Source organism: Parvibaculum sp., assembly GCF_030651915.1.
Taxonomy (GTDB): domain Bacteria; phylum Pseudomonadota; class Alphaproteobacteria; order Parvibaculales; family Parvibaculaceae; genus Parvibaculum.
In genome coordinates this window covers 465,754-491,311 of the sequence record NZ_JAUSBV010000002.1, presented here as the reverse complement: position 1 = coordinate 491,311, position 25,558 = coordinate 465,754, and the positions used below count along the sequence as shown (strand labels likewise).

Here is a 25,558-nt window from a genome sequence, read left to right as displayed (position 1 = left end):
CGGGGGGAGGGTCAGCAAGACGCGGCCGGACATGGCCGGAACAACTCGGGGAGTTACGGCCATGATGCGGATAATTGGAACCATCGCATTGATTGTTCGCGAGAGTTCATCGCTGATTTTTGCGGCGTTGATCTGGTTTGTCTTCTGGGGCGGGTATGCGCCGGCACTCGACACGCCCGAACAGACATTCAATCTGGCAGTCCTCGCCGGACTGATTGCCATTGGCTACTATTCGTTACAGGCACTGGCGGTCGTCAACCAGCCGGTCGGGCAGGAAACCCGCTTTCTGGTCGACATCATGCTGTCGCTCGTTCCGCTGGCGCTGGTCGGCTATGCCGCCGTCCAGCATTTCAACGGCGCCAGTGAGCTTCCCTATCATCTGGCCGGTATCCTCTGGCTCTTCGGCACAGTTGCGGTTGCCGATGTGGTGATCAACACCTGGATGGGCCTGAAGCTCAACAAGCTCGCCAGCGACATGGTGATTATGAAATAGCCGCCCGGCGGCGGCAGACAGATGGCGGCGGCCCGATATTTCTCGGCAAGCTATAGCGAGGCGCGCCGCCGTTTTCGGGCGGCCGCCGAAGCTGCCGGCGCCACGCTTTCGGCGCGCGAACACCCGATGAAGGGACCTGCCGGCGAAACGCTGGCGACCGACATCGCCCGTATCGGTCCCGCCGACGCAAGCCGCATCCTCGGCATCGGCTCGGGCACGCATGGCGTCGAGGGCTATTGCGGCTCGGGCATCCAGACGGCGCTGCTCAGCGAAGGCTTTGCCCGCGACCTGCCGCCCGAGACGGCGCTTGTGCTCATTCACGCGATCAACCCTTACGGCTTTGCCTGGGATCGCCGCGTCAATGAGGACAATGTCGATCTCAACCGCAATTTCCTCGATCATTCGAAGCCGCACCCGCAAAACGCCGGCTATGAGGCGCTTTTCGACGCGATCAATCCGCGCGACCTCGCACCGGAAACCATGGCCGCGAGCCGCGCCCGCATGAAGGCCTATGCGGCCGAGCATGGTCCGGCGGCCATGCAGCATGCGCTGACGGCGGGGCAGTACGATCATCCGGGCGGCGTGCAATATGGTGGACGCGAACCGGTCTGGTCGAACCGGACCCTGCGCGCGATCATCCGCGAACAAATGGGTACGGCCGAGCGCATCGCCTTTCTCGACATGCATTCGGGCCTCGGGGTCCGGGGGGAAGGCGAGATCATCTGCACCGAGCCCGAATCCAGCAGCACTTTCAAGCGGATGCGGCGCTGGTGGGGCGACAGGGTGCGCTCGACGGTGGGCGGCGGCTCGCTGTCATCGAATGTGCCGGGCTCGATCACGGTCTGTTTTGCCGATGAGCTGAAAGGCCGCGAAGTGACCGCCGGCGGGCTTGAATTCGGCACCGTGCCGATCGGCGAGGTGACGGTGGCGCTGCAGGCCGACAACTGGCTGCACCAGAACGGCGGGGCGAAAAATCCGCAGGCCGCCGCCATCGCGAAACAGATTCGTGATGCCTTTTATGTCGATGAAAGCGACTGGAAGGAAGCCGTGACGGCACAGGCCCGCAAGGTCTGCGCCGAGGCGCTGACGGGCCTGAGCGAATAGCGCCTAGTCGGTCAGACAGCCCTCGCGGCCCCGATACTGCGCCCTTGCCCGAACCAGCCAGAGCACCGAGGCCGTGACTTCTGCCGCTGCCACGTCAACCGAGGCATTCACCCGCTCGAAACCCGGCGGATCGTCGGCGCGGCATTCTTCAAGCGTGCGCCCGGCAACAAAAACGCAGGAACAGGCGGTCTTGGCAACGGCCCGCGCGCCCACTTCCGCATTCGCGGCCATATGCTGCAGCGGACCGAGTGCCAGACCGATCACCACCGCGAGCACAACCGCCGAGACGATAAATTTGATCCTCATGCGCCGGCCTTTATGCTGAATCGTCTTTCCGAGGAGTACCTCTCCGTGACCATTCTGTCCATGCATCGCGCGGTCGCGCTTATCGGCCTTCTGGCCATCCTCGCAGCACCCGGCCCGCTCGGGGCGGTGCCCCTGCCGCCGCAGCCGCAAGGCGTCGCCTGGCCGGATGGCGGCTGGCCGCGCGCCGATACACCTGCTCCGCTCGGCGAAATATTCGCCCGCGTCTTCGCCGAAAAGGACGATCCGCATCTGGCCGGCATCCGCGCGCTTCTGGTGGTCAAGGGTGGCCGGATCACGGGCGAGGCCTACCGCGCCGGTTTCGACGAGACGACACTCTTTCCGTCCTGGTCGATGGCAAAAAGCGTCACCCACGCGCTGACCGGCATTCTGGCGATGGAAGGCCGGCTCGACATCGACGCGCCCGCGCCGGTGCCGGAATGGCAGCGGCATGCCGGCGATCGCCGTGCGGCCATCCGCATCGAAGACCTGCTGCGCATGCAATCGGGCCTGAGTTTCGAGGAAGTCTATAACGACCCCTCCCGATCCCATGTGCTGAACATGCTTTTCGGCATCGGGCGCAAGGACATGGCCCATTACGCCGCCAGCCTGCGCCTCAATCACGAACCCGGCACCCATTGGTCCTATTCAAGCGGCAGCAGCAATATTGTCGCGCGCATTCTCAAGGACGTGACGGGCGCAGAAGACGCCGCCGCGATGAATGCCATCATGCGGGAAAAGCTCTTTCGCCCGCTCGGCCTTGAAAGCGCCGTGCCGGAATTCGATGCCAGCGGCACATTTATCGGCTCGTCCTTCGTTCACATGACCGCGCAGGACTGGGCCCGCTTCGGCTATCTCTATCTGCGCGACGGGGTCTGGGCGGGCAAGCGCCTGTTGCCGGAGGGCTGGGCCGATCATGCCCGCACCCCGGCCCGTCATTCAGGCGGACGCTATGGCGCGCATTTCTGGCTGAATGCGCGAAACCCGGAAACGGGCGTGCCCGCCATTTCCGACAAACTGCCCGAAGACACGTTCATGGCGCGCGGCTTCGGCGCGCAACTCGTGCTGATCGTGCCGTCGCGCGACATGGTTCTGGTGGTGCTGGGCGTGACCTACCAGGACGACCCGGCGCCGCTTGTCGCGCTGATTGCCGAAGTGATCGACGCCGCCGACATGATCGACGCAGCGCCCTGACGCCTCAGCGCAGACGCAAGCGACAAACGAAAACGCCGCCTCGGTGAGGCGGCGTTGAAATGTTCGACGAAGCGTCGGAAGGCTCAGTCGGCCTTCGGCTTCAGGATCTGCTTGCCGCGATACATGCCGGACTTCAGATCGACATGATGCGGACGGTGCAGCTCGCCCGAATCCGGGTTCTCGACATAGGTCGGCTGCTTCAGCGCATCGGCCGAACGGCGCATGCCGCGCTTCGACGGGGTGGTTTTCCTCTTGGGGACGGCCATGGCGACGACGCTCCGATTGGTTCGCGGGGAACGGTCTGGCCGGATTGAGCCCGGCGCCCCTGCCCTCGCGAAAAAGGCTTTGAAAACAGAATATTGGCCGCTCCCGCCTCGAATATCGGCTTGGCGGAACGGCCTTTGGCGGGCCTTATACAGTGAAACCGGCGCGGAAGTCCACAAGCAGCCGAAAATCAGCCGCCCGGCACCTCAGTTGAGGCGGACGACCGCGCATTCGTCGGCAGGCACGGCAGCCCGGGCGCAGGCCGCACGGGCCGAGGCCTCGCTGCCGAAGGCGCCCATGCGGACCCGGTGAACCGTCTCGCCGCCGATAGTGGCGCTGTCGATCGAAACGCGCTCATTGCCCTGCAGGTCCGGCTCGCGGCCCAGTACGTCGAAATAACGGCGGCTGGCGCGGTCTATGGAGGTGTAGCTGCCGAGTTGCACATAGTAGCGGCTGGCGGACGGAAGGGCGGCGGGTGCGGCCAGCGATGCCGTGGTGATGGCGCCGCCGCGGCCCGGACGGGCCAGCGGACGCGGTGCCGAGGCCGCCAGCGAGCCGGTGATCAGATCGGCATGGGGATCGTGCCAAGCAACCTGCTGGAGCGGCGGACGCGGCAATGGTGGGCGAACCGCCGATTGCGCGGCAACCACCGGAATTTCAATGGCTTTCTCGACCAGACGCGTCATCGCGCGCTGGTCGTACTGCACCGTCTGACGCGGCTCGACGATACCGCGCTCCTTCTGGACGACGAAAAGAGCAATCAACACCGCCCCGAGGACCAGCCAGAAACGATCGCGCTGAATCTTGTCGAACATGGGCAAGCCCCCTTGCAGCCGTGCCGGATCCCGAGGGACCGGCCTGACGCAAAGTCTGCCCGCCTATGGTTAATTAGCGTTTAAAACCCGCCCCGGATTGGCACATTTATCCCCGGGCCCGAGAAATATCCAAGCGATTTCAAATACTTGACGTTAAGCCGCCAGCACGCTCTCGGCCTTGTAATAGGGCTCGCCCAGCGCATCGGAAACCGCCCGATAGGTCAGTTGCCCGCGATGGACATTGAGACCGGCCATCAGGTGCGGATTGTCGGCAAGCGCCTTGCGGTAGCCCTTGTCGGCCAGCGCCAGCGTGAAGGGCAAGGTCGCGTTGTTGAGCGCGAAGGTGGAGGTGCGCGCCACCGCGCCCGGCATGTTGGCGACGCAATAGTGAACGACCTCATGTTTGATATAGGTCGGATCGGCATGGTTGGTCGCATGCGAGGTTGCAAAGCAGCCGCCCTGATCGATGGCAATATCGACCAGCACCGAACCCTTCTTCATCCGCCGGACCATGTCCTCGGTGACAAGCTTCGGCGCCGCCGCGCCCGGCACCAGCACGGCGCCGATCACAAGATCCGCGCCGAGCACGCTTTCCTCAATCGCATCGACCGTCGAATAGATCGTGTTGAGGCTTGAACCGAATTGCAGATCGAGCTCGTAGAGCCGGTGCAGCGCGATGTCGATGACGGTGACATGCGCCTCAAGCCCCATCGCCATGCGCGCCGCATTGGTGCCCGCAACGCCGCCGCCGAGAATGACGACCTTGGCCGCCGGCACGCCCGGCACGCCGCCGAGCAGCATGCCGCGCCCGCCCTGCGCGATCTCGAGGCAATGGGCGCCGGCCTGGATCGACATGCGGCCGGCGACTTCGGACATCGGCGCCAGCAGCGGCAAGCCGCCGCGCGCATCCGTCACCGTCTCATAGGCAATGGCGATGCAACCGGACTCGATCAACCCGCGCGCCTGTTCGGGATCGGGCGCCAAGTGCAGGTAGGTAAAGAGAATCTGGCCCTCGCGCAGCATTTTCCATTCGGCCGGCTGCGGTTCCTTGACCTTCACGATCATCTCGGCGGAGGCGAAAATTTCGGCTGCCGTATCGACGATCGTCGCGCCGGCGGCCTCATATTGCGCGTCGAAAAGGCCGATACCGTCGCCTGCGCCCTTCTGCACCAGCACCTGATGGCCGTGATGCACCGCCTCGCGCACGGCCGGCGGCGTCATGCCGACGCGGTATTCATGGACCTTGATTTCCTTGGGAACGCCGATGCGCATGGTGGCCTCGCGGGGGGTGAGAGAACGGAAAAAGTGTAGACCCGCGCGGGGCCAACTCCAAGATGAGGCGGGGGGCCAATCGGGGATATGTGTCGAGGATCATAAACACCGGGGCGGGCCGGACCCGCGCCGCGAAAACGCGGCCAAGGCCTTGGTACCATTGGCGATTGCGCCGCCGGCGCGGCGGGGATAAATCCGCCGCCCCGGCCGCCGCACCCGGATATTAAACACCCCGGCGCTTCATGCTAAAAGCCTTGCCATGCCCCACCGCTTCGACGACGCCCTGAAAACCCGCCTGACCGAAAGGCTTGCGGCCTTCCCGCGTGCGGCCCGCGCCGGCGACGGCCTGAAGCGCGCGGCGGTGGCGATCACGATCGTTCCCTGTTCCGTACACGGAGAAAGCGGCGATCAGGCCGCCTTCCTGCTGACCAAACGCGCGCCGCGCCTCAACGCCCATGGCGGCCAATGGGCGCTGCCGGGCGGGCGGCTCGACGGCGATGAAACGCCGGTCGAGGCGGCGCTGCGCGAGCTCGAGGAAGAAGTGGCGCTGACGCTTCATCCCTCGCAAGTCATTGGAATACTTGACGATTATCCGACGCGTTCGGGCTACCTGATCACCCCCGTGGTGACCTGGGCCGAAGACATCGGCGCCATGAAGGCCAATCCCGGCGAGGTCGCCTCGATCCATTCTTTCGCGCTCACCGAGCTGACACGCGAGGGCTCGCCGGAATTTCTGTCGATCGCCGAAAGCAAGCAGCCGGTGATCCGCCTTTATCTCGGCGATACTCATGTCCATGCGCCGACGGCAGCGCTGCTTTATCAGTTTGCGGAAGTGGGCCTGCGCGGCCGCGCGACCCGCGTCGCCGACCTCGAACAGCCGGTCTGGGCCTGGCGCTGAGGCGCCTCAGGCGGCCCGCAGCGGCGGGCGAAAGCCGATGTTTTTCAAGGTCTTGGCCGGAAAGCTGGCCCATGCCTTTTCGTGGAAATAGAAGACCACCGTGTTGACGGCGGGCTCGATCAAGGCGACGCCGGCCGCGATCGCGACTTCGCCGGTCAGCGCATAGACGACGCCGAAGCCCACCGTGAAGTGAAGCGTGCCGTAGGTCATGGTCTTGGCGAGGTCGCGCATGATGCTCTGTCCTGTTTCACAATCGCTATTGCGACTTATTCTTATTTAAGGAAATAGGAGCGCGATGTCAAGGACAGGCGGATAATCGGCGGCTTTCAGCCATTTTATCCGGCAGTCGGCTGGCAGCGCTGTCATCGAACTGTCACAAACCCGCCGGAACCGGCGAAAACCCGCGGATTTCAGCCGTTTTTGGGCCGGAAAACCCGATTGTGACAGCAGCGCGCGGCAGCCGGACCCCCCTCTGTCACGAAACTGTCATAAAACTGTCACAAACCGAAAATGGGCGAACTTATCCCCGGTCCCGGCAGGTCGGCGAAGATAAACGGAGGGCCTCTCCCTGGCGCCGAAGTCAGCGACGAAAAAGAGACAACCCGACACGGCGCGGAGACGCCTGATCCGGGGAACGGCAATGGAGCGGTCCCGAAGTCGAAACCGATAGATGGAGCGATCGATGGCGCGAAAGATGGGGCCTCGTGCGGATGGCATCGGAACGGCACTGACCGAACTGCGGACAAGACGGTTCATGAGCATCTCGGATTTCAAGAAAAACCCGATGCGATGCGTCACGGAAGCGAAGGGCGAGACCTTCGCCATCCTGAATTGCAACAGCCCGGAATTCTACATCGTGCCGGCCGCCACCTATGCAGCGCTGCTCGACCGGATCGAAGACCTGGAGGACGCGGCGAAAATCCGCGCGCGCGAAACCGGGCCGCGCGTCGCCGTCGAGCTCGATGACCTATAAGCTCGAATTCGCCCGCAAGGCGCTGAAGGAGTGGGATGGGCGGGCGCGGGACGGCGCGTGAAGGACTCGGACGAAATTAATTCGTAGACTGAGCATTATGTTTCTTCATCGCCCGGACGGCCCCCTCACCCTTCCGCGCCTTCGGCGTCGTTCGAGGACGAAAAGGTCCACTGGACCTTTTCTTGTGTCCTCTCACCCCTCTCCCCGTTGGGGAGAGGGAATTGAGGGACGCCCTTTATCTCCCTCTCCCCTCCGGGGAGAGGGAGGGGGCCCACCGATGCGCCATCAGGCGCGTCGGTGGGAAGGGTGAGGGGTCTTGTCCAGTTCGGTGAGGATCATCTCCAACACGCCATCCGTGTTCGTGAGCACATCGGGGTTCCAGAAACGAATGACGCGGTAACCTTTCGATTCCAGAAAACGGGTGCGCCGTTCATCGGCCGGATTGTCCGCATGCTGACCACCATCGAGTTCGACGATCAGCATGTGCTCGGCGCAGAGAAAGTCGGCGATATAGGGGCCGACCGGCACCTGCCGCCTGAACTTGGCGCCGCCGAGCATGCGGTTGCGGAGATGGAGCCAGAGACGGGCTTCGGCATCCGTTCGGTTGATACGCAGGGAGCGCGCGCGGGAAATATTTTGCCGCTTCATGCGTGGTCCCCCTCACCCTTCCCACCGACGCGGCTTCGCCGCATCGGCGGGCCCCTTCCCTCTCCCCGATGGGGAGAGGGAGATATGGAGTCACCATTTATTTCCTCAGTCTGATCAAACCATCGTGACGCTTCAATCCCCCGCCCCTATCCGGAAGCAGATGACGGGGCCGTTCCAGTCGGGCGTCAAAATGTCTTCTTCCTCGATCGCCGAAACAAGCGGATGGCCGGCAATCGCCTTGCGCCAGAAGGTGAGCGCCGCGACGTTGCGGCGCGCAATGGCGGCTTCCCAGGTGCCCGGCCAGCGGCTGAAGATCGCCTGCGCGGCCGCCATGCCGGCGCCGCCGCGCCGGTGTTTGCGGACGATGAAGAACTCGGCCATGTTGCGCGCGACCGGACGGCCGCTATGGGCGTGATCGTTGATCAGCGCAAAGCCGATCAGCGCGCCGCCCTGCCGGATGAGCAGAGGCACACGGGCAGGACCGGACCAGTAGCTGTCGAGATGCGGATAATCCGCAAAGCGCCCGTCATCCCGCAATTCGCCATTCGGCGTTCCCGACCAGTGTTCGGAGAAGTCGTGGATATAGAGCTGCATCAGATTGGCGAGGACGGGTTTTTCTTCCGGGCGCGCGGGCATGACTTCGATGTCGGACACGGTCTTTCTTTCCTGTCTCGTCATTGTTCGGGCGCCAAGGCCCCGCACCCTTCCCTCTCTCCGATAGGGAGAGGGAATTGAGGGACGCCCTTTATCTCCCTCTCCCCGCTGGGGAGAGGGAGATATGGAGTCACCATTTATTTCCTCAGTCTGATCAAACCATCGTGGCGCTTCAATCCCTCTCCCCGATTGGGAAGGGGAGAAATATTACCTTTGCACCATCTTCTGTGCTTCTTCGGCAAACTTCTTTGCCGCTTCGCCATCGCCTTTCTGCAGCGCCGCGAGATCGACCGGAACGGTGATGCCTTTCTGCGCGGCGGGGCGCGCCGCGATGGCGTCGAGCCAGCGTTGCAGATGGGGCAGATCGTCGATCTCGACGCCCGACCATTTATGCGTACGCACCCAGCACCAGTTGGCGATGTCGGCGATCGAATAGTCGCCGGCGAGATATTCATGGTCCGCGAGATGGCCGTCGAGAACGGTGAAGAGGCGTTTCGATTCGTTCTGGTAGCGGTCGATGACGGGCTGGATCTTTTCCGGGAAGTAGCGGAAGAAGACATTGGCCTGGCCCATCATCGGACCGACGCCGCCCATCTGGAACATCAGCCATTGCGTGACGCGCGAGCGGCCCTTTGCATCCGCCGGCATCAGCCTGCCTGTTTTCCCGGCAAGGTAGAGCATGATCGCGCCCGACTCGAAGACCGCGAAATCACCTTCATCGCGGTCGACGATTGCCGGAATGCGCCCGTTGGGATTGAGTTTCAGGAAGGCGGGTTCCTTCTGTTCGTTCTTCTGCAGCGCGATGGCATGGACATTGTAAGGAAGACCAAGCTCCTCGAGCGTGACGGAGGCTTTCCAGCCATTGGGCGTCGAGGCGGTGTAGAGGTCGATCATGACTGTGTTGCCTTCCCTGAAATCGCGATCCGGTCTGCCGGCAGGCGCCGGATACGGCATGACATCTGCCATTTTACCGGCCGCCCCTATCTTGGAACGCGCCGCCGACAACACAAGGGACGGGCGCGAAACATGACCGAATGTTCATTTTGCGCCACAGAAAACCGCCGCATTCCGGCCACGGTCCGCTGTTTAGGATTCTCGACAGCGCGGCCCGTTGCAGCGCCGAAAACACGGGCTTTGCTTGCGCTGGCGGCAAAACCGTTGAACACTGATTAACCCCCGGGCCGCCTCCGTGCGACCGGCGGGAGGGGGCCCAGACACGAAACCGGAGGATGAATTCGATGAATCGCAGAAAAGGCATGGCCGGACTGATCCAGGCGCTGTCGCGCCGGCAGTTCATGACGGGAACGGCCGCGGTCGGCATCAGCCTGACCGCGATGCCCAAATTCGCGTCCGCGCAGGGCGCGGGCAGCGTGGTGTTCGCCAATTGGGACACCTATATCGGCGAGACGACGCTGGAGGATTTTACGTCCGAAACCGGCATCCGCGTGACGGTCGACACCTTTGCCGACGTGTCGGAACTCTTCGCCAAGATGCGCGGCGGCAATGTCGCCTATGACGTCATCGTGCCGTCGAACGACTGGTTGCCCCGCATGATGGCGGCCGACATGGTGCAGCCGCTCGACCATTCGAAGATCCCGAACATTTCGAACATCTTCCCGCGCTTCATGGACGAACCCTTCGATCCGGGCCGCAAATATTCGCTGCCCTATATGTGGGGCACGGTCGGCATCGGCTACCGCAAGTCGGCGGTAAGCGGCGTGCCCGACAGCTGGAAATATCTCTATGACAGCGACCAGTATTCCAACAAGATCGCGCTGCTGTCCGATTGCGGCACGATGCTGGGCTGCGCGCTGAAATATCTCGGCTATTCGCTGAACTCGACCGACAAGGCCGAGAACGAAGCGGCGGCCGAACTGATCATCAAGCAGAAGAAGCACATCAAGGCCTTTGCCGAGGATAACGGCCAGGACCTGCTGGCGGCCGGCGAAGTCGACGTGACGATGGAATATAACGGCGACATCGTGCAGCTGATGACCGAGGATGACGACATCGACTACGTCATTCCGAAGGAAGGCGGCATTCTGTGGGAAGACGTGCTGGCGATCCCCGCCAATGCGCCGAACGTCGACAACGCCCATGCGCTGATCAACTACATCCATGCGCCCGAGCCCAACCAGCTGATCACCGACTACATCCAGTATGCGACGCCCAACAAGGCGGGTTACGAGCTGATGGACGAGGACTACAAGTCGAACGAGGACATCTTCCCGCCGGACGACGTGGTCGCCGTGTCGGAATTCGCCGAATATCTCGGCGAGGAAGTGTCGCAGATGCGCGAAGACCTCTGCACCAAGATCAACGCCGCCTGAGGGCGGCGCACGGGCGGGCAAGAAATTGCCCGCCCTTTTTTTGTTTACGGCAGCTTTCATGACGCTGCATTTTCTATCGGCGTCATGATCCGCCCGCCTTTATAATCAAGGGGGCAGGCCATGACGCGTGGGGTTCTGGTCATGTGGCACAGGCACAAGCGTGTCAGTTGCTGCGAGACTTGATATATAAATACAGATACATCAGTTCCGTGTGCCCTGTGGGGGGTTTCGATAGATGGAAAACTGGAAGAATTCGGCCCGGACGTTCTGGACCGTCATCGTGCCGCCGACCTTCTGGCTGGTCACGTTCTTCATCATTCCGCTGTCGCTGATCTGGCTTTACAGCTTCAGTTCCAAGACCGGCGTCGTCGACATCACGCTCGACTGGAACCTCCAGCAATATATGCGGGCGCTGGAACCGCTCTATCTCGGTATTTTCTGGAAATCGATCTGGATGGCCGCGGCGACGACCGCGATCTGTCTGGTCGTTTCCTTTCCGGTCGCCATCGCCATCGTCTTTTCGAAGCCGACCATGCGGATGTGGCTGCTGCTGCTGGTGATCCTGCCCTTCTGGACCAACCTGCTGATCCGCACCTATGCGCTGATCGCGGTGCTCAGGACCAACGGCTTCATCAATAGCGGGCTTGAATGGATCGTCACCCATGCCGACTGGGCGCTTTCCTTCATCGGCCTCGGCGACAACACGATCATCGGCCCGTTCACGCCGCTGCAGCTGCTCTACAACAACACGGCGGTGATCTTCGGCCTGGTCTATGTCAGCCTGCCCTTCATGGTGCTGCCGCTCTATGCCGCCCTCGACCGCCTCGACCGCTCCTATCTCGAAGCGAGCCTCGACCTCGGCGCCGGCCACACGCGTACTTTCTTTACGATCGTCGTGCCGCTGGCCTTGCCGGGCATCGCAAGCGGAATCGTCATCACCTTCATTCCGGCGATGGGCTCTTACCTGACGCCCGACCTGCTGGGCGGCACCGACAGCTACATGATCGCCAATGTGATCGCCAGCCAGTTCAAGCAGGCCAACAACTGGCCCTTCGGCGCCGCGCTGAGCTTCCTCTTGATGTATGCAACCTTCTTCGCACTGGCGCTCAGGGCTGTGCTGATGCGCAAGGAAGGAAGAGGAGACAAGAGATGAGCCTCTTCCGCCGCAACCCCGACCCGATCGGCCCGCTCGACTATGCGCGGCGCTTCTGGCTGCGCGCCATCGTCACGCTGACGCTGTTCTTCCTTTATGCGCCGATCCTCGGCCTGATCGCCTTCAGCTTCAACGACAGCCGCCGCAATGTCGTCTGGCGCGGCTTCACCACCGACTACTACGTGAAGTTCTTCAACAATGAAGGGTTGATGATCGCCTTCGGCAATTCGCTGACCATCGCGCTGATGACGACGGTGGTGAGCACGATCCTCGGCGCGCTGACCGCCTATGTGCTGTGGCGCTACCGTTTTCCGGGCAAGGCCGTCTATGAAGGCGGCATGGCGCTGCCGATCGTCATTCCCGAAATCTGCATGGGCGTCGCGATGATGGTGTTCTTCGCCCGCATCGGCTGGCCGACCGGCCTGCCCTGGCCGTTCAATCTCGGCTCGATCACGATTGCCCATATCGCCTTCGCCTTTCCCTTCGCCGCCATCGTGATCCGGGCCAGGCTCGAAAACTTCAACCGCGAGCTTGCCGAATGCGCGCGCGACCTCGGCGCCAACGAATATCGCGTCTTTCGCGACATCGTGGTGCCGCACATGAAGCCCGGCCTGATCGCCGGCGCGCTGCTCGCCTTCACGCTGTCGCTCGACGACTTCGTCATCACCTTCTTCACCGCCGGGCCCGAGACCGTCACCTTCCCGGTCAAGATCTATTCGATGGTGCGCTTCTCGGTGACGCCCGAAGTCAACGCGGCCTCGACCGTCCTGATTCTGCTGACGCTGGTCGTGACCACGATCGCGCTGTGGCTGCAGAACCGCAACAACATGATCGGCAAGTCCGCCCATTAACGTCTGTCCCCGAAACCGGAAGATCACATGTCCGAAGCGCCCCTCATCCAGATCAAGAACGTCTCGAAAGTCTATGGCGGCAGCGTCAAGGCAGTCGACGATGTCAGCCTCGAGGTTCAGCGTGGCGAGTTCTTCGCGCTGCTGGGGCCCTCGGGCTGCGGCAAGACCACGCTCTTGCGGATGCTGGCGGGTTTCGAAATCCCGACGGCGGGCCAGGTCATTATCGACGGCCACGACATGGCGAAGGTCCAGCCCAACAAGCGCCCGGTCAACATGGTGTTCCAGTCCTATGCGGTGTTTCCGCATATGTCGGTCGAGCAGAACGTCGCCTATGGGCTGAAGATGGACCGCCGCCCCTCAGGCGAAATCAAGAAGCGCGTGGCCGAGGCGCTCGACCTCGTCAAGCTCGGCGGTCTCGGCAAGCGCATGCCCGACGAAATGTCGGGCGGCCAGCGCCAGCGCGTCGCCTTGGCCCGCGCGCTGGTGAAGCGCCCCTCGGTGCTGCTGCTCGACGAACCGCTCTCGGCGCTCGACGCAAAGCTCAGGGAGGCGATGCAGCTTGAACTGGTGCGGCTGCAAAAGACCGTCGGCATCACCTTCGTCATCGTCACGCATGACCAGTCGGAAGCGCTCTCCATGGCCAACCGCATCGCGGTGATGAACCAGGGCAAGGTGCAGCAGGTGGCGCCGCCGACCGGCCTCTACGAAACGCCGGCAAGCCGCTTCGTCGCCGACTTCATCGGCAAGATCAACCTGATCGACGCGACCGCGGTGAGCGCGGGCGAGGGCCAGGTGAAGGTGACCGCGCCGAAGATCGGCGAGGTGACGCTGAAAGGCACGGCGGTGGGCCCGGTGGCGCTGGCGGTCCGGCCCGAAAAGATTTTCGTCGATGATCACAAGCCGACCGATCCGAACGTGATCGCCGTCAAGGGCAAGGTCGGCGAGGTTGCCTATTTCGGCAGCTACAGCAATGTCTTTTTCGACATCGGCCTCGGCGCGCCGCTGCAGGCCGACATCTCCAACGTCTCGAGCGACGTCGAGGAATTCACCTTCAAGGCCGGCGAGGAATACTGGATCTACTGGCGCAAGGCCGACACGCTGGTGCTGGGGGATTAGAAAAGCGCCGGTTTCGCCGCTCTCAGACGTCGTCTTCAGGGGTCGGCAGGACACCGCTGGCACTGATCTTTTCGACTTCGCGCACGATCTTCTCGATCAGCATCAGCGGCACCATTTCGCTCAAAGTCCGGATGCCGTTGACGGCGAGCTTGGCGGCGGCCGGCTGGTCGAGCTTGTCGCCGAGGCGTGAGTAGAAACCCACCACGGCGCGCCGCGCCAGCAGTTCGATCATCTGCGGATAGATGCCATAGCTCTCGATCGTGTAGCCGATATCGGGCGTGTATCCCTCGACGCGCGTCTGCGCGATGATTTCCATCAGCCGGACGCTGCGCTGGTTGAGCCATTCGCCGCCATCGCGGCGGTCGATGGCGATGAAACCGATATCCTCGAACCCCCGGATCTCGGCAAGTTCAAGTCCGGTTTCCCGGGCGACGTCGCCGATCTTCTTCGGCGCCAGATTGCGCCCGTCGGACAGCAGCGGCCCCATCGCCACCTCGAGCCCGATCAGCGATTCGAAACCACCCGCCGGCTCGCCCGTTTCCGAGGTCACCACGGCCTTGATGACGGATAGCGGCAGATGCCGGTCGTGCTGCAACCGCCGGATCAGGTCGAGGCGCTTCACATGCTCGCGGCCATAGGTCGCCACATTGCGCTTCGGCCGCACCGGCTCGGGCAGCAGACCTTCACGGATGTAGTAACGGATGGTTTCGCGGCCAATGCCGGTCGCGGCCTCGAGTTCTTTCATCTTCATGCGGCAGGGTATCTTTATGGGGTTGGAATCTTCATCGGCTCGGCGCGCGCCCTTGTCAGACCTGGATATACGTAGCGCATATGCGCGACTCTAGCAGATGATGGAAAGATTCGCGGCAAAAAGGGGCGGCGCCTTCCGGCCCCGCCCCTGCATTTCCGGCATTTTTTGCGCTTTAGAAGCGTTCGACGTTATGCGCCTCAGAGACGCTCGACAATGGTCACATTGGCCAGACCGCCGCCTTCGCACATGGTCTGCAACCCGTAACGCTTGTTCTTCGCCTTCAGCGCATGGACCAGCGTCGTCATCAGCTTGGTGCCCGAGGCGCCGAGCGGATGGCCGAGCGAAATCGCGCCGCCATGCACATTGAGGCGTTCGGGATCGGCGCCCAGCGCCTGCAGCCAGGCGGCCGGCACCGAGGCGAAGGCCTCATTGACTTCATAGAGGTCGATCTCGTCGATCTTCATGCCGGCCTTTTTCAGCGCCTTCTCGGTGCCGGGGATCGGCGCTTCGAGCATGATGACCGGGTCGCCGCCGACGACGGTCATGTGGTGGATGCGCGCCAGCGGCTCGACGCCGAGCGCCTTCAGGCCCTTTTCGTTGACGATCATGACGCCCGAGGCGCCGTCGCAGATCTGCGAGGAGGAGGCGGCCGTGATGGCGCCACCCTCGACCAGCAGCTTGACGCTCCGGATGGCGTCGAGACTGGCGTCGAAGCGGATGCCCTCGTCGACCTTGTGCATTTCCTTCGTGCCGTCTTCCAGCGCGATTTCAAGCGGCACGATTTCGGCGTCGAAGAGACCGGCCTGGGTCGCCGCAATCGCCTTCTGGTGGCTCGAATAGGCGAATGCGTCGAGCTGGTCTTTCGTCAGGCCGTATTTCTTCGCCATCATTTCGGCGCCGGCGAACTGGTTGAACTGGATGTTCGGGTAGCGTGCTTCGATGTTCGGGCTCTTGTAGAAGCCGAAACCGTTCTTGAAGGGCAGCGAAATCGGCATGCCCATCGGCACACGCGTCATGCTTTCGATGCCGGCCGCGATGACGATATCCATCGCCCCCGACATGACCGCTTGCGCGCCGAAGTGGAGCGCCTGCTGCGAGGAGCCGCATTGACGGTCGACCGACGTGGCCGGCACGCTTTCGGGCAGGCTTGACGCCAGCACCGCGTTGCGCGCGATGTTCATGCCCTGCTCGCCGGCCTGATCGACGCAGCCGACGATCACGTCTTCGATGAGGGCCGGATCGGCGCCGGTGCGGCGGACCAGATCGTCGATCACCTTGCCGCCCAGATCGGCCGGGTGCCAATCCTTCAACCTGCCGCCCTTGCGGCCGCCGGCCGTGCGGGCCGCGGCGACGATATAGGCTTCCGCCATGTCGGTATCTCCTGATGTTGGGCCAGGCGCCGACGCGGGCCGACCTCGGGTTTCATTTGGGGTGCTCTGACCGACATCTTGTACACCGCAACCCGCTTGTCCAGCCGGAAACGTGCCCCTTGCCAGCCCCCGAAACTCTGCGCAGAGTTAGCGGAAAGCCTTGTGCCGCAAGGATTTAGCGGTTTACGCAACGTCACGGCGGCATTGGGCGGCGCTGAACGGAAACGCACCGCGCGGCGCGACGAACGAACAGGCCGTGAAGAGCGGCGGAGGAGGACGGAAATGACCGACAAGAGCGTCGACAATGCGATCGCCGATCCGAAGACCTATGCCGACAATGACGCTTTCCACGCGCTGTTCGCGAAATTGCGCAAGGAAGCGCCGGTGCGCTGGACCGAGCCCGAGGGCTACCGTCCCTTCTGGACCGTGTCGAAGCATGCCGACATCATGGAAGTCGAACGGCAGAACGAGATTTTTCTCAACGATCCGCGCCTGACCATGCAGACGATCCAGACCGAGGAAGAGGTCAAGAAGTTCACCGGCGGCAATTCGAAGCTGATCCGCTCGCTGGTCGACATGGACAATCCCGACCACCGCGCCTATCGCGGGTTGACGCAGGCCTGGTTCATGCCGCCCAACCTGAAGGCGATCTCGGCCCGTGTCGACGCGCTGGCCGAGAAATATATCGACCGGCTGGAAGCGAAAGGCGGCGAATGCGATTTCGTCGCCGATGTCGCCGTCTGGTATCCGTTGCGCGTCATCATGACCGTGCTCGGCGTGCCGGAAGAAGACGAGCCGATCATGCTGAAGCTAACGCAGGAACTCTTCGGTGCCACCGACCCCGACATGAAGCGTCCGGACGCCAACGAAACCGTCAACACGGTGACCGACTTCTTCAACTATTTCACGGCGATGACCGAAGACCGCCGCAAGAACCCGAAGGACGATGTGGCCAGCATCATTGCCAATGCGACGATCAATGGCGAGCCGATCGGGCATTTCGAGGCGATGGGCTATTACATCATCGTCGCGACGGCCGGCCACGACACGACAAGCTCGACGGCTGCCGGCGGCTTGCTGGCACTGATGCAGAACCCGGCGGAATTCGCCAAGCTGAAGGCCGATCCGGACAAGCTGCTGCCGGGCGCCATCGACGAGATGATCCGCTGGACGACGCCGGTGAAGCATTTCTTCCGCACCGCGGCGGTGGACTACGAATTGCGCGGCCAGAAGATCAAGGCCGGCGACAATCTGCTGATGTGCTACTGGTCGGCCAATCGCGACGAGGACGCCTTCGACGATCCCTTCGCCTTCAAGATCGAACGCTCGCCCAACAAGCATCTCGCCTTCGGCTATGGCGCCCATCTCTGCCTCGGCCAGCACCTGGCGAAAATGGAAATCCGCGCCCTCTACAAGGAACTTCTGGCCCGCCTCGACCATATCGAACTGGCCGGCAATCCGGCCTGGGTCGAGGCAAGCTTTGTTTCCGGCTTGAAGAGGCTGCCGGTCCGCTATTCGATGAAGCGCAAGGCGGCGTAAGCGGCAGATACAGAAACAGAGAAAAGGCGGCTCCAGGGAGCCGCCTTTTTCATGCGTCTATTGCGGCAGGGCGCGGCGGTAGAGATGCCAGGTGGCGTGGCCGAAGACCGGCAGCACGAAGAGAAGGCCGAGAAAAAGCGGAACCGAGGCGACAAGCACGGAAACCGTTACAAAGACGCCCCAGCCGAGCATGACCACCGGGCTCTGCAGCACGACTTTCACCGATGTGATCATCGCCGTAACGATGTCGACCTCGCGCTCGAGCATCAGCGGAATTGAAAAGACGGTGATCGAAAAGAGCACCATCGCCAGCGCCGCGCCGACGACATGGCCCAGCGCGAGAAAGATGAGCCCCTGCTGCGTCGTGAAAACGACCGTCACGAATTGCTCGAAGGAGGCGAAGGAAATGAGGCCGAGACAAAGCGCGATCAGCAGCCGCACCTGATACATCCAGACCCAGAAGACGAAGAGCATCACGAAGGCCATCCACGCGACCTCGCGGCGACGCTGCGCCCAGACGACGGCAAAGACGTCGTGCCATGAAGGCCGGGCGCCCGCCGCAAGGCGTCGGCTTACCTCATAGAGGCCGACAGCAGCGAAGGGCCCGACCAGCGGAAAGCCGATCGCGAAGGGATAGATGAGCCAGGGCATTTCCCAGATGGTCAGCGACAGAACGATAACCGCGCCGATAAGCGCGAACATGCCGCCAATGACGAGACCGAACAGCGGCGCACGGAGAAAGTCTCCGAGGCCAAGCTTCAGCACGGCGAGGAGATCGCCGGCCTCCATCGTGTGAATAGGCCGTCCCTCAAACCCCGGCGCGGGACGATCCGCAGACAGGCCCTCCATCTTCCCCCTCCCTTTTGCATCGAAGCGGATACCGGTGCATCGAAGCCGACAGGGTAGAAGTATGAGCAGAAGACGCGTTCGCCGCATAGCAAATTCAGGCGGCGGCGATCGCCTCCGCTTTCGCAACGCCGCTGGCGAGATAGGCATTCCACGCAGCCACCAGCGTGGCCGTCGCGCCCACGCCGAAGACATGGCGGTCGGGCCGCACCAGCACGGCGGCGGCATCGCCCATCAGGGCGGCAAGGTCGCCATGGCTGTCGGCAAAGAAACCGGCGCGGGCGACGAAGCCACCGCGGTCACCGAAAGCCGCCGAGGCCTCGCATTCGTCGCGCACAATCAGGATCGGCGCATAGCGCACCAGATCGTCGAGCCGCGCGCCGGTGGGAAGCCAGGGCTCCGGAAAGACGGCGCCACCGCCCGGCAGCACGCCGGATTTCAGGCCGTCAAGCCCCGGCATGGCGCTGCGGCGCGCCGCTTCCGGCGTCGCCAGCATGTTCTCGTCGCGCAGGCGGGCGGCCTCGGCATCCTGCGTGCAGACGACCTTGCCCATCGCCACCGCCATTTCGGTGATCATGCGCACATGGGGTTCACGCTCGGCCTGATAGCTGTCGAGAAGGCTTTCGTTCGCTCGGCCGCGCAAGACGGCCTCGATCTTCCAGGCGAGGTTCGCCGCGTCGCGCGTGCCCGAGCAGAGGCCCTGCCCCATGAACGGTGGCATCTGATGCGCGGCATCGCCCGCGAGAAGCGTGTGACCTTTGCGCCATTGCCGCGCGATGAGCGCATGAAAGCGGTAGACCGCCCGGCGCTCGATGTCGAGCGAGGCCGGATCGGCGAAGGGCGCGAGCATGGCGGCGAGCCTGGCATCGCTCATGACGTCTTCCGCCGTCTCGCCCGGCATCAGCATGAATTCCCAGCGGTGGCGGCCGGGCGACATCGGCATCGAGGTAACGGGGCGGGCGGGATCGCAATGCTGCAGGCCGATGGTCGAAAGGCGTTCGACGCCGTTCTTCAGCCGCGTGTCGATGACGAGCCAGGGTTCGTCGAAGCCGAGATCGTCGAGCGCGATGCCCGCGACGCGGCGCACAACGCTGTTGCCGCCATCGCAGCCGACGATCAAACGCGCTGCGATTTCGTGGGCGACATCCGGCCCGGCAACCGTCGCAACAATGCCCCCGCCATTTTCTTCATAAGTGGAAAGCGCGTGACCGAGCCGCACGGAGACGCAGGGAATTTTGGCGAGGCGGGCGCGGAGCGCATCCTCGAGCGTCGGCTGGTGGAACATCGAAGACGTGGGCCAGCCGGTCGGCGCGAGATCCCCTTCGGGCCGGAAGCCCATCAGGAGTTCACCCGCGCCGTTGCGGAACTCATAGGCCGAGAGCGGTTGGCTCGCCTTCGCCACGGCCTCGGCGCCGCCCGCGAGATGAAGGAGGCGCATCGTTTCGTGATCGAGATGAGCGGCGCGTGGAAGCGGATAGACGCCGGTATCGCGCTCGATCGCAATGGTGGAAACACCGCTGCTCCCGAGATAGACAGCGAGCGCCGCACCGACCGGGCCGAGCCCGACGATCAGAACGTCCGTTTCCTCGCGCTTCATCGCTCACTCCCCTGTCTTCTTACGCCGCCTCGATGACGGTCTCGGCGATTTCCGGCACAACGACATTCTCGATGGCGCCGAGCTTCTCGACCTCGACACGAACGACATCTCCCACTTTCAGGAACTGCGGCGGCTTCATCGCACCGCCGACACCCGAAGAAGTGCCGGTGAAGATCACATCGCCGACATCGAGCGTGAAGGCCTGGGTCAGATGCGCGACCTGGTCGAAGCAGTTGAAGATCAGATGCTTCGTGTTGGAGTTCTGCCGGAGTTCGCCATTGACCCAGCACTTGATGTCGAGCGCATGCGGGTCGCCGACTTCGTCAGGCGTCACGATCCACGGGCCGATCGGGCCATGCGTGTCGAAGCTCTTGCCGATCTGCCAGGTATTGGTACGCAGTTGCCAATCGCGCACGCTGACATCGTTGCCGACGAAATAGCCGGCGATCACCTCATGCGCGCGTTCGGCCGGCACATGCTTGCAGCGCTTGCCGATGACGAAGCACATCTCGGCCTCGTAATCGAGAAAGGCCGAGACCGATGGCAACGCCACCTCGGCATGCGGCCCAACGATGCAATTGTGCTGTTTGTTGAACCAGACCTGATGCTCAGGCAGAGGCTGGCCGGACTCCTCCACATGATCGCGATAGTTGAGGCCGATGGCGAGCACCTTGCCGGGATGCGGCACCGGCGCCTCGAGCACCACATCGACAAGCGGCAGGAGCGGCGCTGAGGCCGCCGCCGCGCCTGCCCGCTTGAGCGCGGCATCGCCGGCACGCAGAAAATCCTTCATGTCGCGCGGCAATTCGGGCGCGGCGACGGAGAGGTCGGCGATGCCGCCATCGCGCACCACGCCGATGCGCGTGACGCCGGCGGCGGTAAAGGTAGCGAGTTTCATCTGATATTCCTTCCTAGCTGCCCATGCTCGGCGGTGCGGGCGGGCCCCATTGATTGCCGATGAGCGTGTCGAGCGCCGCGACATGAGGCGGGGTCTCGTTGTTGAAAAGATCGCCGTCAGTCCAGTGCTCGACCGTGTGGCCCCAGGGATCGCGCCAGTAGTCGAAAATCTGGCTGCCGAGAATGTGCCGGCCGACACCCCATTCATGCCGGCGGCCGGCCCTGGACAGGTGATCATGGCCCGCCATCAGATCGTCCATATGGGCGACCTCGAAGGCGGCGTGGTTGAAACCCGGGTTACCGGTGCCGACGAGAAAAACAGTGTGATGATCGACATAGGCCGCGCCGCGATCGCAGCGCATAAAGGCACCAAGCGGCGTGCCGGGCGCAAGTTCGATCTCGTCGGAGGTGACAAAACCAAGCTGGTTTTTGTACCAGGCCTCGCTCCGGCGAAAATCGGTGACATTGATGACCGCATGACCGAGACGTTTGACCTGCGAGGGCCCGGGCGCGACGCGCAACGGATCGCCGACACGGGGCCGCGCATTGCCGTCATTGTGAACAAGTTTGCGCTGAAGCGGCAGCGCCGCCGGCTTTGTCTGGCCGGCGACGACGTCGACCGGGAAACCGTCGGGATCGGTCAGTCGTACGATCTTGCCGCCGCCTGGCGACGGATTGTCCTCAACCGCGACGCCGTTTTCGGTGGCAAGCCGGGAGAGATCGTCGAGGCATTCGGCATAGAAGCCGAGGCCCGCAAATCCCGCTTCGCCTTTCTCCGTCACGTGACCGAAGGGACGTGGATCGGTGCCGCGCATATAGAGGCGATCCGTGTCGCGCGCGGCCCGCACCAGCCCGAACTCGATGAGAAACTCCTCCATCGCCTCGAGGTCCGGCGCCCGGAAGCGCACATAGGCGATGTCTGTGACCTTGATCATGCTTGTCTCCTCATTTGAAGACGGAAATCTGCGAGACGTCGAATGGATAAGCGAGAACATCCGCAATGGCGGGCTCGGCAACGCCGAGCCCGCGCAACAGCACGGTCGCGATGTCGCGCGCATAGCCCTCGCCCTTCAGAATTTCTGGGTCGGTACCGTTGTCGAGCAGGTGCCGCATCGCCGTCGTGCCCAAGCCGACGACGAGATGCACGGCCGCCGCCTCGCCCGGAATGACGAACTGGCCCTTGGCAACACCGTCGCGAATATCGCCAAGCAGATGCTCGTTGCCCTGTGCGTCGACCGCCGCGCCGCTCTCATAGAGGCGCGCGAGCATCGAGGCCTTGACCGGATCGCGCGTGACGACGGCCATGAAGAGCCTGACGCCGCGCGAAACGCGCACCGCAGGATCGTCGATGCCTTCGTTGAGCTCGGCGACGGCAGCGTTGAACTCATGACGAATGGCCGCCGCAACGGCGCGCGCAATGTCGGCGCGATCGGTGAAGTAATTGTAGAAGGTCCCCTTGGCAACGCCGGCCAGGACCACGATCTCGTCGATGGTGGTCGCGTCGACCCCTTGCCGCGCGAAGAGTTGCATTGCCGCCTCGACCAGCACAGACCGCATCTGCGCCCGCCGACGCGACCCCGCCTCTTCCGACTTATGTGCTGCTGTTCTGCCGGCCAAAATCGCCTCCCGATCTCGATATGACCATTTAGTCATAAAGTGACCGATTAGTCAAATTGAGTGGGAAAAAGCGTCAGAAATCGCAGAAATCTGCCAAAAAGAAAGGGCGGCACCTCCGGAGAGGGCCGCCCTTTCGCCGTCTGTTATGAGATGAAACTCAGTGGCCGCGCATCACGGCCCGCGCTTCGACCTCCGAAAGCGGCTTGCGCTTCAGCGGCCAGATATATTCGAAGACCGCGATCAGCGCCGGCAGCAGGGTCACCGCACCCAGCATGTTGACGATGAACATGAAGGTCAGCAGCAAACCCATATCGGCCTGGAACTTCAGCGCCGAGAAGGCCCAGGTCGAAACGCCGATGGCCAGCGTGAAGCCGGTGAACATCGTCGCCGAACCCACATCATAGAGTGCCTGCAGATAAGCCTCATGCGGCGTCTTGCCCATACGCATGTAGCGCTGCATCCGGTTGTACTCATAGATGCCATAGTCGACGCCGATGCCGACCGCGATGGCGAGCACCGGCAGCGTCGATATTTTGAGGCCGATTCCGAAGGCAGTCAGGAACCAGTCACCGATCAGGGTGGCGAGAATAAGCGGCAAGACGCAGCAGAGCGCACCGCGCCATTCGCGGTAGGTGAGGATCACCAGCGTCATCACGACCGCATACACATAGAGCAGCATCGGCAGCTCGGACTTGTGCACGATCTCGTTGGTCGCCGCCACGATCGGCACGTTGCCGGTGCCGATGCGCAGGTTGAGACCTTCATACTGGTTCCCGGGCGCCTTCATCCAGGCTTCAAGCTCGTTAACGACATGCTTGACTGTCCCGGCCTTGGTGTCGGCCACGAAAATCGCGACAGCCGCCGTCGAGCAGTCCGTATTCACGATGCCCGACGCACTCGAGATGCTCGACGTCGCCTGTGCGAGCGCCGACGAATTGCGCGGCAGATTGCGCCACTTCGGATTTCCTTCCTGCCACATACTGTTGATGGCGCGGGCGAGGATCGGAAGACTGATCACCGACTGCACACCATCGACATTGCGCATGTACCAGCTGAATTTTTCGAGATGGCGCATTTTTTCATAGTCGATGCAGACGACGCTGTCGGATTCGACGATCACCGTCAGGACGTTGAGGCCGAGATTGAAGGCCTGTGCGATATACCGACTATCCTGGTTGTAACGCGAATCCGGCCACAACTCGCCAGCACCTGCATGCACGTCGCCGATCTGCTTGTCGCGTGCGCCATAAATGGCAGCCAACGCAATGATGATGCAAACAAAGACAAACGGGAATGCAAGGGCCGGCTTTGCGAGCTGCGAGAGCGCCGGCCAGAGCTTGGCGCGCGTCTCCATCGCACGGCGAACCTTAGCGCCGTATTCCTCTTCAGGCGGTGCGACATAGGAGACGAGAAGCGGCAGCATGATGAGGTTGGAGATGATCTTGAATCCGAGACCGATCGATGCCGTGATCGCCAGTTCCTGAATCATGCCGATCGGAATGATATAAAGCGTGCCGAAGCCGGCCAGTGTCGTCAAAAGCGCAACGACACCCGGGCGAAAGAGAAAGGTGAAGGTCGCCCGCGCCGCCTGGTTTTTGTTGAGACCCGCGGCCATTTCAGCGCCGACCATATTGATCTGCTGAACGCCGTGACTGACGCCGATGGCAAAGACAAGGAACGGCACCAGCACGCCCAGCGGATCGAGGCCGAAGCCGAGAATATGCAGCAAGCCGAATTGCCAGACCAGCGAGCAGAGCGACGCGCCAACGGTCACCATCGTCAGAATCCACGACCGGCAATAGAGCCACATCATGAAGCAGGTGAGAGCGAAGGCAACGGCGAAAAACCGGACAACCGAGCCCGCCCCATCGGCAATATCGCCGGTCAGCTTGGCAAAGCCGACGATCTTCACATCGACCGTGTCGGAGACATATTTGTCGCGCAGCTCGGTTTCGAGCTTGCGCGCCACATCGAAATAGTCGAGGCGCGCCTGCGTCTCCGGATTGAAGTCCTGCAACTCGGCGCGGATCATCGCCGCCTTGAAGTCAGTGGAAACGAGACGGCCGACCAGCTCGGCGCGCAACGTGTTCTGCATCACCACATTGATGTCGCGATCGGTGCCGGAAAAATTGGCCGGGATCACGTCGCCGGCCTCCAGACCTTCTTCCGTCACTGCGATAAACCGCGTGTTGGGTGTCCAGAGCGATGTCACCGTATGGCGCGCGATGCCCGGAATATAAAAGAGATCCTGTGTCGCATTGTTGAGCGTGTAGAGGAAGTCGCGCTGGAAAATGTCGCCTTCCTTGTTTTCCAGCACCACCAGCACGCGGTTGCCGCCACCGAAACTCTCCGAATACTCGAAGAACGTCTCGATGTAGGAATGACCGATCGGCAGCATCTTGGTAAAGCCGGCGTCCATCTTCAGCTGGACCGCGAAGAAACCCATCACCAGGGTGAAGAAGAAAAGGACAACGAGTATCGGCGCCCGCAAGCCGAATACGAGATTTTCTAAACGCTGCAAAATAACCTCCCCTTTGGGACGTGCAGTCTTTTTGCGGAGACTGCATCGGAGTGCTCAGGATATTGCGGAATTTCCCGCTATTCTTTGTTCTGACGACCGCGCCCTTTTGGGGGTCTTTGCGGTGGGCATTATCCGAACCGGCGCCTGGAGCGAACGACTGCGCGTCGGCATTGTGGCAATTCGGTCGAAACGTCCCCCAGCATCCGGCGTTGTTGAAACGCCGGTCGCACAGGCCGCACTATCTATCACGACGGTCGGGATTGGCACAGTCATAAAATATACGTTGCACAACACCGCAACCCGAAACAAATGCTGCAACAATGCATGTTTTCCGGCGTGCGACGCACAACAC

The 25,558-nt window shown here is 62.6% G+C and carries 26 protein-coding genes; 10 read left to right on the top strand and 16 right to left on the bottom strand.

All coding sequences use genetic code 11. The features are described from left to right. Positions 1-61: 61 nt before the first annotated feature. Positions 62-493 (top strand): hypothetical protein, encoded by a 432-nt coding sequence (locus Q7V31_RS02880; protein WP_304732310.1) that lies wholly within the window; start codon positions 62-64, stop codon positions 491-493. Positions 494-514: 21 nt separating this feature from the next. Beyond that, a complete protein-coding gene (locus Q7V31_RS02875; protein WP_304732309.1) occupies positions 515-1,597 on the top strand; it encodes a M14 family metallopeptidase in 1,083 nt (360 codons plus the stop codon). A gap of 3 nt (positions 1,598-1,600) precedes the next feature. Here Q7V31_RS02875 and Q7V31_RS02870 read toward each other — a convergent pair whose 3' ends face one another. After that, positions 1,601-1,903, bottom strand: coding sequence for a hypothetical protein (locus tag Q7V31_RS02870; protein ID WP_304732308.1), 303 nt, complete (start codon positions 1,901-1,903; stop codon positions 1,601-1,603). 45 nt (positions 1,904-1,948) lie between these two features. Between Q7V31_RS02870 and Q7V31_RS02865 the strand changes: the two genes are divergently transcribed. Then, a complete protein-coding gene (locus tag Q7V31_RS02865; protein WP_304732307.1) occupies positions 1,949-3,094 on the top strand; it encodes a serine hydrolase in 1,146 nt (381 codons plus the stop codon). A gap of 83 nt (positions 3,095-3,177) precedes the next feature. On the opposite strand, the gene rpmF is transcribed toward Q7V31_RS02865, so the two are convergent. From rpmF to ald, 3 genes are all read right to left on the bottom strand, one after another. After that, positions 3,178-3,360, bottom strand: a complete 183-nt coding sequence (gene rpmF / locus Q7V31_RS02860) for a 50S ribosomal protein L32 (protein ID WP_304732306.1) — start codon at positions 3,358-3,360, stop codon at positions 3,178-3,180. A 204-nt stretch (positions 3,361-3,564) separates the two neighbouring features. Next, positions 3,565-4,173 carry an SPOR domain-containing protein gene (locus tag Q7V31_RS02855; RefSeq protein WP_304732305.1) on the bottom strand — a complete coding sequence of 203 codons (609 nt, stop codon included), beginning with the start codon at positions 4,171-4,173 and terminating at the stop codon, positions 3,565-3,567. A 153-nt stretch (positions 4,174-4,326) separates the two neighbouring features. Then, a complete protein-coding gene (ald, locus tag Q7V31_RS02850; protein ID WP_304732304.1) occupies positions 4,327-5,445 on the bottom strand; it encodes an alanine dehydrogenase in 1,119 nt (372 codons plus the stop codon). 259 nt (positions 5,446-5,704) lie between these two features. Here ald and Q7V31_RS02845 point away from each other — a divergent pair, with 259 nt between their 5' ends. Next, entirely contained in the window at positions 5,705-6,343 is a 639-nt protein-coding gene (locus Q7V31_RS02845) for a CoA pyrophosphatase (protein ID WP_304732303.1), read from the top strand. Positions 6,344-6,349: 6 nt separating this feature from the next. Here Q7V31_RS02845 and Q7V31_RS02840 read toward each other — a convergent pair whose 3' ends face one another. Next, complete coding sequence (locus Q7V31_RS02840; RefSeq protein WP_304732302.1) at positions 6,350-6,574, bottom strand: DUF2061 domain-containing protein; 225 nt, start codon at positions 6,572-6,574, stop codon at positions 6,350-6,352. Positions 6,575-7,097: 523 nt separating this feature from the next. Between Q7V31_RS02840 and Q7V31_RS02835 the strand changes: the two genes are divergently transcribed. Further along, positions 7,098-7,316: a type II toxin-antitoxin system Phd/YefM family antitoxin gene (locus Q7V31_RS02835; RefSeq protein ID WP_304732301.1), complete on the top strand. Its 219-nt coding sequence runs from the start codon at positions 7,098-7,100 to the stop codon at positions 7,314-7,316. A 285-nt stretch (positions 7,317-7,601) separates the two neighbouring features. Here Q7V31_RS02835 and Q7V31_RS02830 read toward each other — a convergent pair whose 3' ends face one another. The 3 genes from Q7V31_RS02830 to Q7V31_RS02820 all read right to left on the bottom strand — a co-directional run bounded on the left by Q7V31_RS02830 (position 7,602) and on the right by Q7V31_RS02820 (position 9,512). Then, complete coding sequence (locus Q7V31_RS02830) at positions 7,602-7,964, bottom strand: endonuclease domain-containing protein (protein WP_304732300.1); 363 nt, start codon at positions 7,962-7,964, stop codon at positions 7,602-7,604. Between the two features lie 132 nt (positions 7,965-8,096). Continuing rightward, on the bottom strand, positions 8,097-8,618 hold the full coding sequence (locus Q7V31_RS02825) for a hypothetical protein (protein WP_304732299.1): 522 nt from the start codon (positions 8,616-8,618) through the stop codon (positions 8,097-8,099). Positions 8,619-8,825: 207 nt separating this feature from the next. After that, positions 8,826-9,512: a glutathione S-transferase family protein gene (locus Q7V31_RS02820; RefSeq protein ID WP_304732298.1), complete on the bottom strand. Its 687-nt coding sequence runs from the start codon at positions 9,510-9,512 to the stop codon at positions 8,826-8,828. A 344-nt stretch (positions 9,513-9,856) separates the two neighbouring features. Between Q7V31_RS02820 and Q7V31_RS02815 the strand changes: the two genes are divergently transcribed. The 4 genes from Q7V31_RS02815 to Q7V31_RS02800 all read left to right on the top strand — a co-directional run bounded on the left by Q7V31_RS02815 (position 9,857) and on the right by Q7V31_RS02800 (position 14,068). Further along, positions 9,857-10,948, top strand: coding sequence for a PotD/PotF family extracellular solute-binding protein (locus tag Q7V31_RS02815; RefSeq protein ID WP_304732297.1), 1,092 nt, complete (start codon positions 9,857-9,859; stop codon positions 10,946-10,948). A gap of 235 nt (positions 10,949-11,183) precedes the next feature. Then, positions 11,184-12,101 (top strand): ABC transporter permease, encoded by a 918-nt coding sequence (locus tag Q7V31_RS02810; protein WP_304732296.1) that lies wholly within the window; start codon positions 11,184-11,186, stop codon positions 12,099-12,101. Continuing rightward, positions 12,098-12,952 carry an ABC transporter permease gene (locus Q7V31_RS02805; RefSeq protein ID WP_304732295.1) on the top strand — a complete coding sequence of 285 codons (855 nt, stop codon included), beginning with the start codon at positions 12,098-12,100 and terminating at the stop codon, positions 12,950-12,952. Before Q7V31_RS02810 ends, Q7V31_RS02805 begins: the two co-directional genes overlap by 4 nt. Before the next feature lie 27 nt (positions 12,953-12,979). After that, a complete protein-coding gene (locus Q7V31_RS02800; RefSeq protein WP_304732294.1) occupies positions 12,980-14,068 on the top strand; it encodes an ABC transporter ATP-binding protein in 1,089 nt (362 codons plus the stop codon). Positions 14,069-14,090: 22 nt separating this feature from the next. Here the strand turns inward: Q7V31_RS02800 and Q7V31_RS02795 are convergent, their stop codons facing one another. Continuing rightward, positions 14,091-14,819 carry a MerR family transcriptional regulator gene (locus Q7V31_RS02795; RefSeq protein WP_304732293.1) on the bottom strand — a complete coding sequence of 243 codons (729 nt, stop codon included), beginning with the start codon at positions 14,817-14,819 and terminating at the stop codon, positions 14,091-14,093. A 197-nt stretch (positions 14,820-15,016) separates the two neighbouring features. Further along, positions 15,017-16,189: an acetyl-CoA C-acetyltransferase gene (locus tag Q7V31_RS02790; RefSeq protein ID WP_304732292.1), complete on the bottom strand. Its 1,173-nt coding sequence runs from the start codon at positions 16,187-16,189 to the stop codon at positions 15,017-15,019. Positions 16,190-16,471: 282 nt separating this feature from the next. Between Q7V31_RS02790 and Q7V31_RS02785 the strand changes: the two genes are divergently transcribed. Continuing rightward, positions 16,472-17,728, top strand: coding sequence for a cytochrome P450 (locus Q7V31_RS02785; RefSeq protein WP_304732291.1), 1,257 nt, complete (start codon positions 16,472-16,474; stop codon positions 17,726-17,728). 57 nt (positions 17,729-17,785) lie between these two features. Here the strand turns inward: Q7V31_RS02785 and Q7V31_RS02780 are convergent, their stop codons facing one another. The 6 genes from Q7V31_RS02780 to Q7V31_RS02755 form a co-directional block, all read right to left on the bottom strand. Then, complete coding sequence (locus Q7V31_RS02780; protein ID WP_304732290.1) at positions 17,786-18,577, bottom strand: DUF2189 domain-containing protein; 792 nt, start codon at positions 18,575-18,577, stop codon at positions 17,786-17,788. Between the two features lie 94 nt (positions 18,578-18,671). Continuing rightward, on the bottom strand, positions 18,672-20,171 hold the full coding sequence (locus Q7V31_RS02775) for a bifunctional 3-(3-hydroxy-phenyl)propionate/3-hydroxycinnamic acid hydroxylase (protein WP_304732289.1): 1,500 nt from the start codon (positions 20,169-20,171) through the stop codon (positions 18,672-18,674). Positions 20,172-20,190: 19 nt separating this feature from the next. Next, positions 20,191-21,069: a fumarylacetoacetate hydrolase family protein gene (locus Q7V31_RS02770; RefSeq protein WP_304732288.1), complete on the bottom strand. Its 879-nt coding sequence runs from the start codon at positions 21,067-21,069 to the stop codon at positions 20,191-20,193. A gap of 13 nt (positions 21,070-21,082) precedes the next feature. Beyond that, a complete protein-coding gene (locus tag Q7V31_RS02765; RefSeq protein WP_304732287.1) occupies positions 21,083-22,003 on the bottom strand; it encodes a VOC family protein in 921 nt (306 codons plus the stop codon). A gap of 10 nt (positions 22,004-22,013) precedes the next feature. After that, complete coding sequence (locus tag Q7V31_RS02760; RefSeq protein WP_304732286.1) at positions 22,014-22,625, bottom strand: TetR/AcrR family transcriptional regulator; 612 nt, start codon at positions 22,623-22,625, stop codon at positions 22,014-22,016. A 217-nt stretch (positions 22,626-22,842) separates the two neighbouring features. Continuing rightward, on the bottom strand, positions 22,843-25,206 hold the full coding sequence (locus Q7V31_RS02755; protein ID WP_304732285.1) for an RND family transporter: 2,364 nt from the start codon (positions 25,204-25,206) through the stop codon (positions 22,843-22,845). Between the last annotated feature and the right edge of the window lie 352 nt (positions 25,207-25,558).

Coding starts and splice junctions, on each gene's coding strand:
- Q7V31_RS02815 (WP_304732297.1), top strand. CDS start 9,857: ATGAATCGCAGAAAAGGCATGGCCGGACTGATCCAGGCGCTGTCGCGC.
- Q7V31_RS02760 (WP_304732286.1), bottom strand. CDS start 22,625: ATGCGGTCTGTGCTGGTCGAGGCGGCAATGCAACTCTTCGCGCGGCAA.
- Q7V31_RS02790 (WP_304732292.1), bottom strand. CDS start 16,189: ATGGCGGAAGCCTATATCGTCGCCGCGGCCCGCACGGCCGGCGGCCGC.
- Q7V31_RS02880 (WP_304732310.1), top strand. CDS start 62: ATGATGCGGATAATTGGAACCATCGCATTGATTGTTCGCGAGAGTTCA.
- Q7V31_RS02830 (WP_304732300.1), bottom strand. CDS start 7,964: ATGAAGCGGCAAAATATTTCCCGCGCGCGCTCCCTGCGTATCAACCGA.
- rpmF (WP_304732306.1), bottom strand. CDS start 3,360: ATGGCCGTCCCCAAGAGGAAAACCACCCCGTCGAAGCGCGGCATGCGC.
- Q7V31_RS02805 (WP_304732295.1), top strand. CDS start 12,098: ATGAGCCTCTTCCGCCGCAACCCCGACCCGATCGGCCCGCTCGACTAT.
- Q7V31_RS02820 (WP_304732298.1), bottom strand. CDS start 9,512: ATGATCGACCTCTACACCGCCTCGACGCCCAATGGCTGGAAAGCCTCC.
- Q7V31_RS02840 (WP_304732302.1), bottom strand. CDS start 6,574: ATGCGCGACCTCGCCAAGACCATGACCTACGGCACGCTTCACTTCACG.
- Q7V31_RS02870 (WP_304732308.1), bottom strand. CDS start 1,903: ATGAGGATCAAATTTATCGTCTCGGCGGTTGTGCTCGCGGTGGTGATC.
- Q7V31_RS02765 (WP_304732287.1), bottom strand. CDS start 22,003: ATGATCAAGGTCACAGACATCGCCTATGTGCGCTTCCGGGCGCCGGAC.
- Q7V31_RS02795 (WP_304732293.1), bottom strand. CDS start 14,819: ATGAAGATGAAAGAACTCGAGGCCGCGACCGGCATTGGCCGCGAAACC.
- ald (WP_304732304.1), bottom strand. CDS start 5,445: ATGCGCATCGGCGTTCCCAAGGAAATCAAGGTCCATGAATACCGCGTC.
- Q7V31_RS02835 (WP_304732301.1), top strand. CDS start 7,098: ATGAGCATCTCGGATTTCAAGAAAAACCCGATGCGATGCGTCACGGAA.
- Q7V31_RS02800 (WP_304732294.1), top strand. CDS start 12,980: ATGTCCGAAGCGCCCCTCATCCAGATCAAGAACGTCTCGAAAGTCTAT.
- Q7V31_RS02845 (WP_304732303.1), top strand. CDS start 5,705: ATGCCCCACCGCTTCGACGACGCCCTGAAAACCCGCCTGACCGAAAGG.
- Q7V31_RS02775 (WP_304732289.1), bottom strand. CDS start 20,171: ATGAAGCGCGAGGAAACGGACGTTCTGATCGTCGGGCTCGGCCCGGTC.
- Q7V31_RS02810 (WP_304732296.1), top strand. CDS start 11,184: ATGGAAAACTGGAAGAATTCGGCCCGGACGTTCTGGACCGTCATCGTG.
- Q7V31_RS02785 (WP_304732291.1), top strand. CDS start 16,472: ATGACCGACAAGAGCGTCGACAATGCGATCGCCGATCCGAAGACCTAT.
- Q7V31_RS02770 (WP_304732288.1), bottom strand. CDS start 21,069: ATGAAACTCGCTACCTTTACCGCCGCCGGCGTCACGCGCATCGGCGTG.
- Q7V31_RS02780 (WP_304732290.1), bottom strand. CDS start 18,577: ATGGAGGGCCTGTCTGCGGATCGTCCCGCGCCGGGGTTTGAGGGACGG.
- Q7V31_RS02855 (WP_304732305.1), bottom strand. CDS start 4,173: ATGTTCGACAAGATTCAGCGCGATCGTTTCTGGCTGGTCCTCGGGGCG.
- Q7V31_RS02875 (WP_304732309.1), top strand. CDS start 515: ATGGCGGCGGCCCGATATTTCTCGGCAAGCTATAGCGAGGCGCGCCGC.